5 protein-coding genes are annotated in these 6,159 nt (G+C 73.1%); 4 read left to right on the forward strand and 1 reads right to left on the reverse strand.

Annotated elements, in window-relative coordinates:
- Nucleotides 1–710, reverse strand: a 710-nt coding sequence (locus tag GUY61_RS33040) for a sugar kinase (protein WP_243766927.1), incomplete at its 3' end; no start/stop codon positions are given.
- A gap of 245 nt (nucleotides 711–955) precedes the next feature.
- Between GUY61_RS33040 and GUY61_RS33045 the strand changes: the two genes are divergently transcribed.
- The 4 genes from GUY61_RS33045 to GUY61_RS33060 all read left to right on the forward strand — a co-directional run bounded on the left by GUY61_RS33045 (nucleotide 956) and on the right by GUY61_RS33060 (nucleotide 5,755).
- On the forward strand, nucleotides 956–2,218 hold the full coding sequence (locus GUY61_RS33045; RefSeq protein WP_166634008.1) for an amino acid deaminase: 1,263 nt from the start codon (nucleotides 956–958) through the stop codon (nucleotides 2,216–2,218).
- A 71-nt stretch (nucleotides 2,219–2,289) separates the two neighbouring features.
- A complete protein-coding gene (locus GUY61_RS33050; protein ID WP_166634009.1) occupies nucleotides 2,290–3,894 on the forward strand; it encodes an amidohydrolase family protein in 1,605 nt (534 codons plus the stop codon).
- 92 nt (nucleotides 3,895–3,986) lie between these two features.
- Entirely contained in the window at nucleotides 3,987–5,198 is a 1,212-nt protein-coding gene (locus GUY61_RS33055) for a pyridoxal phosphate-dependent aminotransferase (protein WP_166634010.1), read from the forward strand.
- Between the two features lie 131 nt (nucleotides 5,199–5,329).
- Nucleotides 5,330–5,755 carry a hypothetical protein gene (locus tag GUY61_RS33060; protein WP_166634011.1) on the forward strand — a complete coding sequence of 142 codons (426 nt, stop codon included), beginning with the start codon at nucleotides 5,330–5,332 and terminating at the stop codon, nucleotides 5,753–5,755.
- Nucleotides 5,756–6,159: the final 404 nt, after the last annotated feature.

Raw genomic sequence — 6,159 nt, forward strand, 5'->3', positions numbered from 1 at the left:
CCCCCGGCACCCCCGGCACCCCCGGCAGCAGTGCGGACGTACGCCGTGGCACCCTCGGCGCCGCGTTTGACGACGAGGACCGCGGGTTCCGGGAGGATCTCGCGGACCGCGTCCGCATCCTTCGGGCCCCACATCGCCTCCGCCTCGTCCGCGCCGGCGAAGACGAGGTCGCAGCCGCGGGCGAGTCCCAGCAGGACCTCGGGGCCGTCGGTCCGCCCCTGCCACAGGCGGGGGCGGTGGTTGACGTCGAAGGAGACGATCGGCCGGGCCGGGCGGCGGGCGGTGAGTTCGCGCATGAGCTCCAGGCAGCCGCCGGAGAGCGCGGCGGTGATGCCGGACAGGTGCAGGACGCGGCCCGACAGCAGGGCGGCGGGGTCCACCGAGTCCCGGGACATGGCGGAGGCCGCGGAACCGGCACGGTGGTAGACGACCTCGTGGGCCGTGGAGGCGCGGTCGGTGGCGGTGCGGAAGTACACGCCGGTGGGCCGGTGCGGGTCGCGGCCCACCGATGCGGTGTCGACCCCGTACGCGGAGATCGCGGCGACGAGGTGGTCGCCGAAGCCGTCGGTGCCGACCCGGCTGACCCACCTCACGGAGTGTCCCGCGGCGGCGAGGGCGCAGGCCACGTTGGACTCGGCGCCGCCGATACCGCGTGCGAACGCGGGGACGTCGGCGAGCCGCCCCGGCACGGAGGGTACGAACGTGACCATGGACTCGCCGAAGCACACGATGTCGACGGCTGTGCCGACCGGGCTGTGAGGGGTCACGGTGGGGGTCGCTCCTCGCCGGTCGGCTGCTTCCCGGCTCCATTGACCGGGCATCGGCCGGGATGTTAGACACCTACAAGCACTGTACGCAATGGATGTTGCATATACTGCAACGCGATGCTGCGGTACCGAACCGACCACGCGGTACGCGCATCCGGGAAAGCCGCCTCGTTCGGGAGGAACACCTGATGGCCGAAGGACTCGCAGCCGAGACCGTGGACCACCGCTTCAAGGGACTGCCCCCGGACGCGGACGGCCTGACGGTCGGGGAGCTCGCCGCCCAGCGCCGCAACCTCTTCACCGGCGGCTTCACCACCCCCGTGCTCGCCCTGTCCGCCGAGTCCGTCGAGCACAACCTCGCCCTGCTGGAGACCTATGCCGAGCGCCACGGCCTGGCCTTCGCCCCGCACGGCAAGACCTCCATGGCCCCGCAGCTCTTCGAACGCCAGCTGCGCCGCGGCGCGTGGGGCATCACCGCGGCCGTGCCGCACCAGGCCCGGGTCTACCGCGCCTTCGGCATCCGGCGGATCTTCCTCGCCAACGAGCTGGTCGACCCCGCCGCCCTGCGCTGGCTCGCCGCCGAGCTCGACGCCGACCCGGAGTTCCGGTTCATCGCCTACGTCGACTCCGTGCGTGGCGTGGAGCTGATGGACGCCGCGCTGCCGGGCGTCTCCCGCCCCGTCGACGTCGTGGTCGAGCTCGGCGCAGGAGAGGGCGCGCGGACCGGTGCCCGCACCGAGGCCGACTGCGCGGCCGTCGCCGACGCGGTGGCAGCCTCGGCCTCGCTCCGGCTCGTCGGCGTCGCCGGCTACGAGGGCGAGGTGCCGCGGGCGGACGGCGAGCGGGTACGGGCCTGGCTGCGCCGGCTTACCGCGCTCGCCGCCGATTTCGACAAGGCCGGGCGTTTCCCCGCGGACCTCGGGGAGATCGTGGTCAGCGCGGGCGGCAGCGCCTGGTTCGACGCGGTGGCCGAGGTCTTCGCGGAGCTGCCGCCGCTGTCCCGCCCCGTACTGAGACTGCTGCGCTCCGGCGCGTACGTGTCGCACGACGAGGGGCACTACGAGCGGATCACCCCTTTCAACCGGGTACCGGAGGAGGGCACGCTGGAGCCGGCTTTCCGCCTGTGGGCCCAGGTGGTCTCCCGCCCCGAGCCGGGCCAGGCCTTCCTCAACGCGGGCAAACGCGACGCGGCGTACGACCTGGGCCTGCCCGAGCCCCGGCTCGTCCGCTCCACCCGGGACGGCTCGGTGCGCCCCGCGGACGGCATCACCCTGACCGCCCTGTCCGACCAGCACTCCTGGCTGCGGGTGGCGGAGGGCACGGCCCTCGATGTGGGCGACTGGGTGGCGCTGGGCCTGTCGCACCCGTGCACGTCCTTCGACAAGTGGCAGCTGATCCCGCTCGTGGAGACGGACGGCACCGTCACCGACTTCGTCCGCACCTTCTTCTGAGAATTCCGAGAACCCGGGAACCCGGAGAGTCCGGGAACCCAGAGAGTCCGAGAATCCGAGGAGACCGTCCCGTGGACCTCGTCGTGCGCGGCGCCCGTGTCGTCGACGGCACCGGCGGCCCCTCCTACCGCGCCGACGTGGCGCTGGAGGGCGGCAGGATCGCCGCCGTCCGCCGCGAGGGCGAGCCCCGTCCCTCCGGCCGCCGCACCCTGGACGCGGACGGCCTCGTCCTGGCCCCCGGTTTCATCGACATGCACGCCCACAGCGACCTCGCCCTCCTGCGCGACCCCGACCACTCGGCGAAGGCCGCCCAGGGCGTGACCCTGGAGGTGCTGGGCCAGGACGGGCTGAGTTACGCGCCCGTCGACGACCGCACGCTCGGCGAGGTCCGCCGGGCGATCGCCGGCTGGAACGGCGGCGGGCCGGAGGACACGGACGTCGACTTCGACTGGCGGACGGTCGGCGAGTACCTGGACCGCCTGGACCGGCAGGGCATCGCCGTCAACGCCGCGTACCTGGTCCCCCAGGGCACGGTGCGGATGTACGCCATGGGCTGGGAGGACCGCCCGCCCACCGGGGCCGAGCTGACCCGGATGAAGCGGCTCGTCGCCGAGGGCCTGGAGCAGGGGGCGGTGGGCATGTCCTCCGGGCTCACCTACACGCCCGGCAGGTACGCGGGCGACGCCGAGCTGACCGAGCTGTGCCGGGTCGTCGCGCGCTACGGCGGCTACTACTGCCCGCACCACCGCTCGTACGGCGCGGGGGCCCTGGAGGCGTACGAGGAGATGGTGGACCTCGCCCGCGAGGCCGGCTGCGCCCTGCACCTCGCGCACGCCACCATGAACTTCGGCGTGAACGAGGGACGGGCCCCTCGGCTGCTGGCCCTGCTCGACCGGGCACTGGCCGAGGGCGCCGACATCTCCCTCGACACCTATCCCTATACGCCCGGCTGCACCACGCTCGCCGCGGTGCTGCCCGGCTGGGCGAGCGTCGGCGGGCCCGACGCCGTGCTCGCCCGCCTCGCCGACCCGGGGACCGCCGAGCGCATCAGGTACGACCTGGAGGTCAGGGGCTCGGACGGCTGCCACGGTGTGCCCGTCGAGTGGGACACCATCGAGATCTCCGGCACCTGTGACCCGGCCCTCGCCGACCACGTCGGCAGCACCGTCGCGCGGACCGCCGCCCGCCGGGGCGAGGACCCCTGGGCGACCGCCCGCCGGCTGCTGCTCGACGACCGGCTGGGCTCGACGATCCTCCAGCACGTCGGCCACGAGGAGAACGTCCGGGCGATCATGCGGCACCGGGTGCACACCGGCGGCAGCGACGGGATCCTCCAGGGAGCCAAGCCGCATCCGCGCGCCTACGGCACCTTCCCGCACTACCTCGGACGGTACGTACGGGAGCTGGGCGTGCTGTCCCTGGAGGAGTGCGTGGCGCATCTCACGTCACGCCCCGCGGCCCGGCTCGGGCTGCCCGACCGCGGCCTCGTACGGGAGGGTTTCCGTGCCGATCTGGTGATCTTCGATCCCGGGACGGTGGCCGCGGGCGCCACTTTCGAAGCCCCCCGCATGCTTCCGTCCGGTATTCCCCACGTACTCGTCGACGGCCGCTTTGTGATTGAAGACGGCCGGCGCACGGACGTCCTCGCGGGGCGCGCGGTCCGTCGCACCCCCTGACGGCACGTCAACGCGCCCGCCGGAGCCCGCGAAGGCCCCCGCGTGGCCCATGACACTGCGCCCCGCCCGAAACACGGCCGTAAAGTTGGCTCATGCAGGTGATCCAGTCGACCAAGCTCGCCAACGTCTGTTACGAGATCCGGGGACCGGTTCTCGAGGAGGCGATGCGGCTCGAGGCGGCGGGTCACCGCATCCTCAAGCTCAACACCGGCAACCCTGCCGCCTTCGGTTTCGAGTGCCCGCCGGAGATCCTCGAGGACATGCTGCGCTCGCTGGGCGACGCGCACGGCTACGGCGACGCCAAGGGCCTGCTCTCGGCGCGGCGCGCGGTCATGCAGTACTACCAGACCAAGGGCATCGAGCTGTCCGTCGACGACGTCTACCTCGGCAACGGCGCCTCCGAGCTGATCCAGATGTCGATGCAGGCCCTGCTCGACGACGGCGACGAGGTGCTCGTACCGGCGCCCGACTACCCGCTGTGGACCGCGTCCGTCTCGCTGGCGGGCGGCACGGCCGTCCACTACCGCTGCGACGAGCAGTCCGACTGGATGCCCGACCTCGCGGACATCGAGCGGAAGGTCACCGACCGCACCAAGGCGATCGTGATCATCAACCCGAACAACCCGACGGGCGCCGTCTACGGCGACGAGATGCTGCGCGGTCTGACGGAGATCGCCCGCCGCCACAACCTGGTCGTCTGCTCCGACGAGATCTACGACAAGATCCTCTACGACGGGGCGAAGCACGTCCCGACCGCGGCCGTCGCGCCCGACCTGCTGGTCCTGACCTTCAACGGACTGTCGAAGAACTACCGCGTGGCCGGCTACCGGAGCGGCTGGATGGCGGTCTGCGGCCCCAAGGCCCACGCCTCCTCCTACATCGAGGGCCTGACCGTCCTGGCCAATATGCGGCTGTGCGCGAACATGCCCTCGCAGCACGTGGTGGCCACGGCGCTCGGCGGGCGGCAGTCGATCGAGGAGCTGGTGCTGCCGGGTGGCCGGATGCTGGAGCAGCGGGACGTCGCGTACGACCTGATCACCCGGATCCCGGGCGTGACCTGCGTGAAGCCGAAGGGGGCGCTCTACCTCTTCCCCCGGCTCGATCCGCAGGTCTACAAGATCAAGGACGACCGGCAGATGGTGCTCGACCTGCTGCGGGCCGAGAAGATCATGGTCGTGCAGGGAACGGGCTTCAACTGGCCCGAACCGGACCACTTCCGGATCGTGACGCTGCCCTCGACGAAGGACCTGACGGACGCGGTCACGCGGATCGGGAACTTCCTGGACGGCTACGGCCAGCACTGACGCGCCGCCGCCCCGTCCCGTACGGAAAGGGCCGGAGTACGGAGAGAGCCGGACCGCTCTTTCCGACCCCCCTCAACTTTAGACTCAATCCAATGTAGGATGGCATCCTGAACACATCAGGAGGCCGTCCCATGTACGAACCGATCCGCGGCAAGTCGGTCCACACGATGACGGCCGACGCCCAGCGCGAAGGACGCTACCCGCACCGCAGCCGCGAGGAGGAGCTGGACATCCAGCTCGCCGGACATCTGGCGGCCCTCCTCGCCGTCACCGACGAACTGCGGGCCCTGGCCCCGGAACCGGACCCCGACCTCGACCGGGCCTCGGAGCGCCTCGCCGCGCACGTCGCCCGGCTGCGCCAGGGCCGCCCCACGGTGCGCTCCTCCGCGGCCTCGGCCGTCCATGAGCCGTACGCCTCGGCTCTGCACCGCAAGGCCCACGCCCTGGCCGGCCGCGCCCTGGTCGTCGCCGCGTCCCGCGCCGACACCACGGCCGCCATCCTGGCCGCCGAGCGCATGGACGCCCACGCGGCGGCCGCCGCCCCGGCCGCCGTCTGAACGGGGCCGGCGGACCCCCAGCCCCTCCCGGGGCTCCCGATCGGCCCCGGGCCGTGTGTCACCCGAACACGCACGGCCCGGGCGCCATACACCTCCGCGGCCGCACGACGCCGCATGCGCGCAGCCCGCGTGCGCAGGACGTCGCATCCCTGCGGCCGCACGACGCGCGCGCCCGCGGGTGAAGGATGACACCCACCGGCCCGGTACGGGGGCCGGCGTCCGGCAGGCCCCGGCGGCCGGGAAGCGGCTCGCCCGGTGGGCGGCCGGGGGCAGGGACCGCGGCCGGGCGGCGGGGCGCCGCGGCAGCTCGGTGCGGGCCCCGCGGCAGCGGAAAGGTGCCCGCCCCCGGCCGGCCGACGAGTGCGGCGGTCGCGGCGGCGAGTCGGTCGGCTCGACCGACGACG

It is taken from the genome of Streptomyces sp. GC420, from assembly GCF_009916105.1.
Classification (GTDB): domain Bacteria; phylum Actinomycetota; class Actinomycetes; order Streptomycetales; family Streptomycetaceae; genus Streptomyces.

Excerpts from the sequence above, each read along its gene's own strand:
- GUY61_RS33060 (WP_166634011.1), top strand. The coding sequence starts at position 5,330 with ATGTACGAACCGATCCGCGGCAAGTCGGTCCACACGATGACGGCCGAC.
- GUY61_RS33055 (WP_166634010.1), top strand. The coding sequence starts at position 3,987 with ATGCAGGTGATCCAGTCGACCAAGCTCGCCAACGTCTGTTACGAGATC.
- GUY61_RS33045 (WP_166634008.1), top strand. The coding sequence starts at position 956 with ATGGCCGAAGGACTCGCAGCCGAGACCGTGGACCACCGCTTCAAGGGA.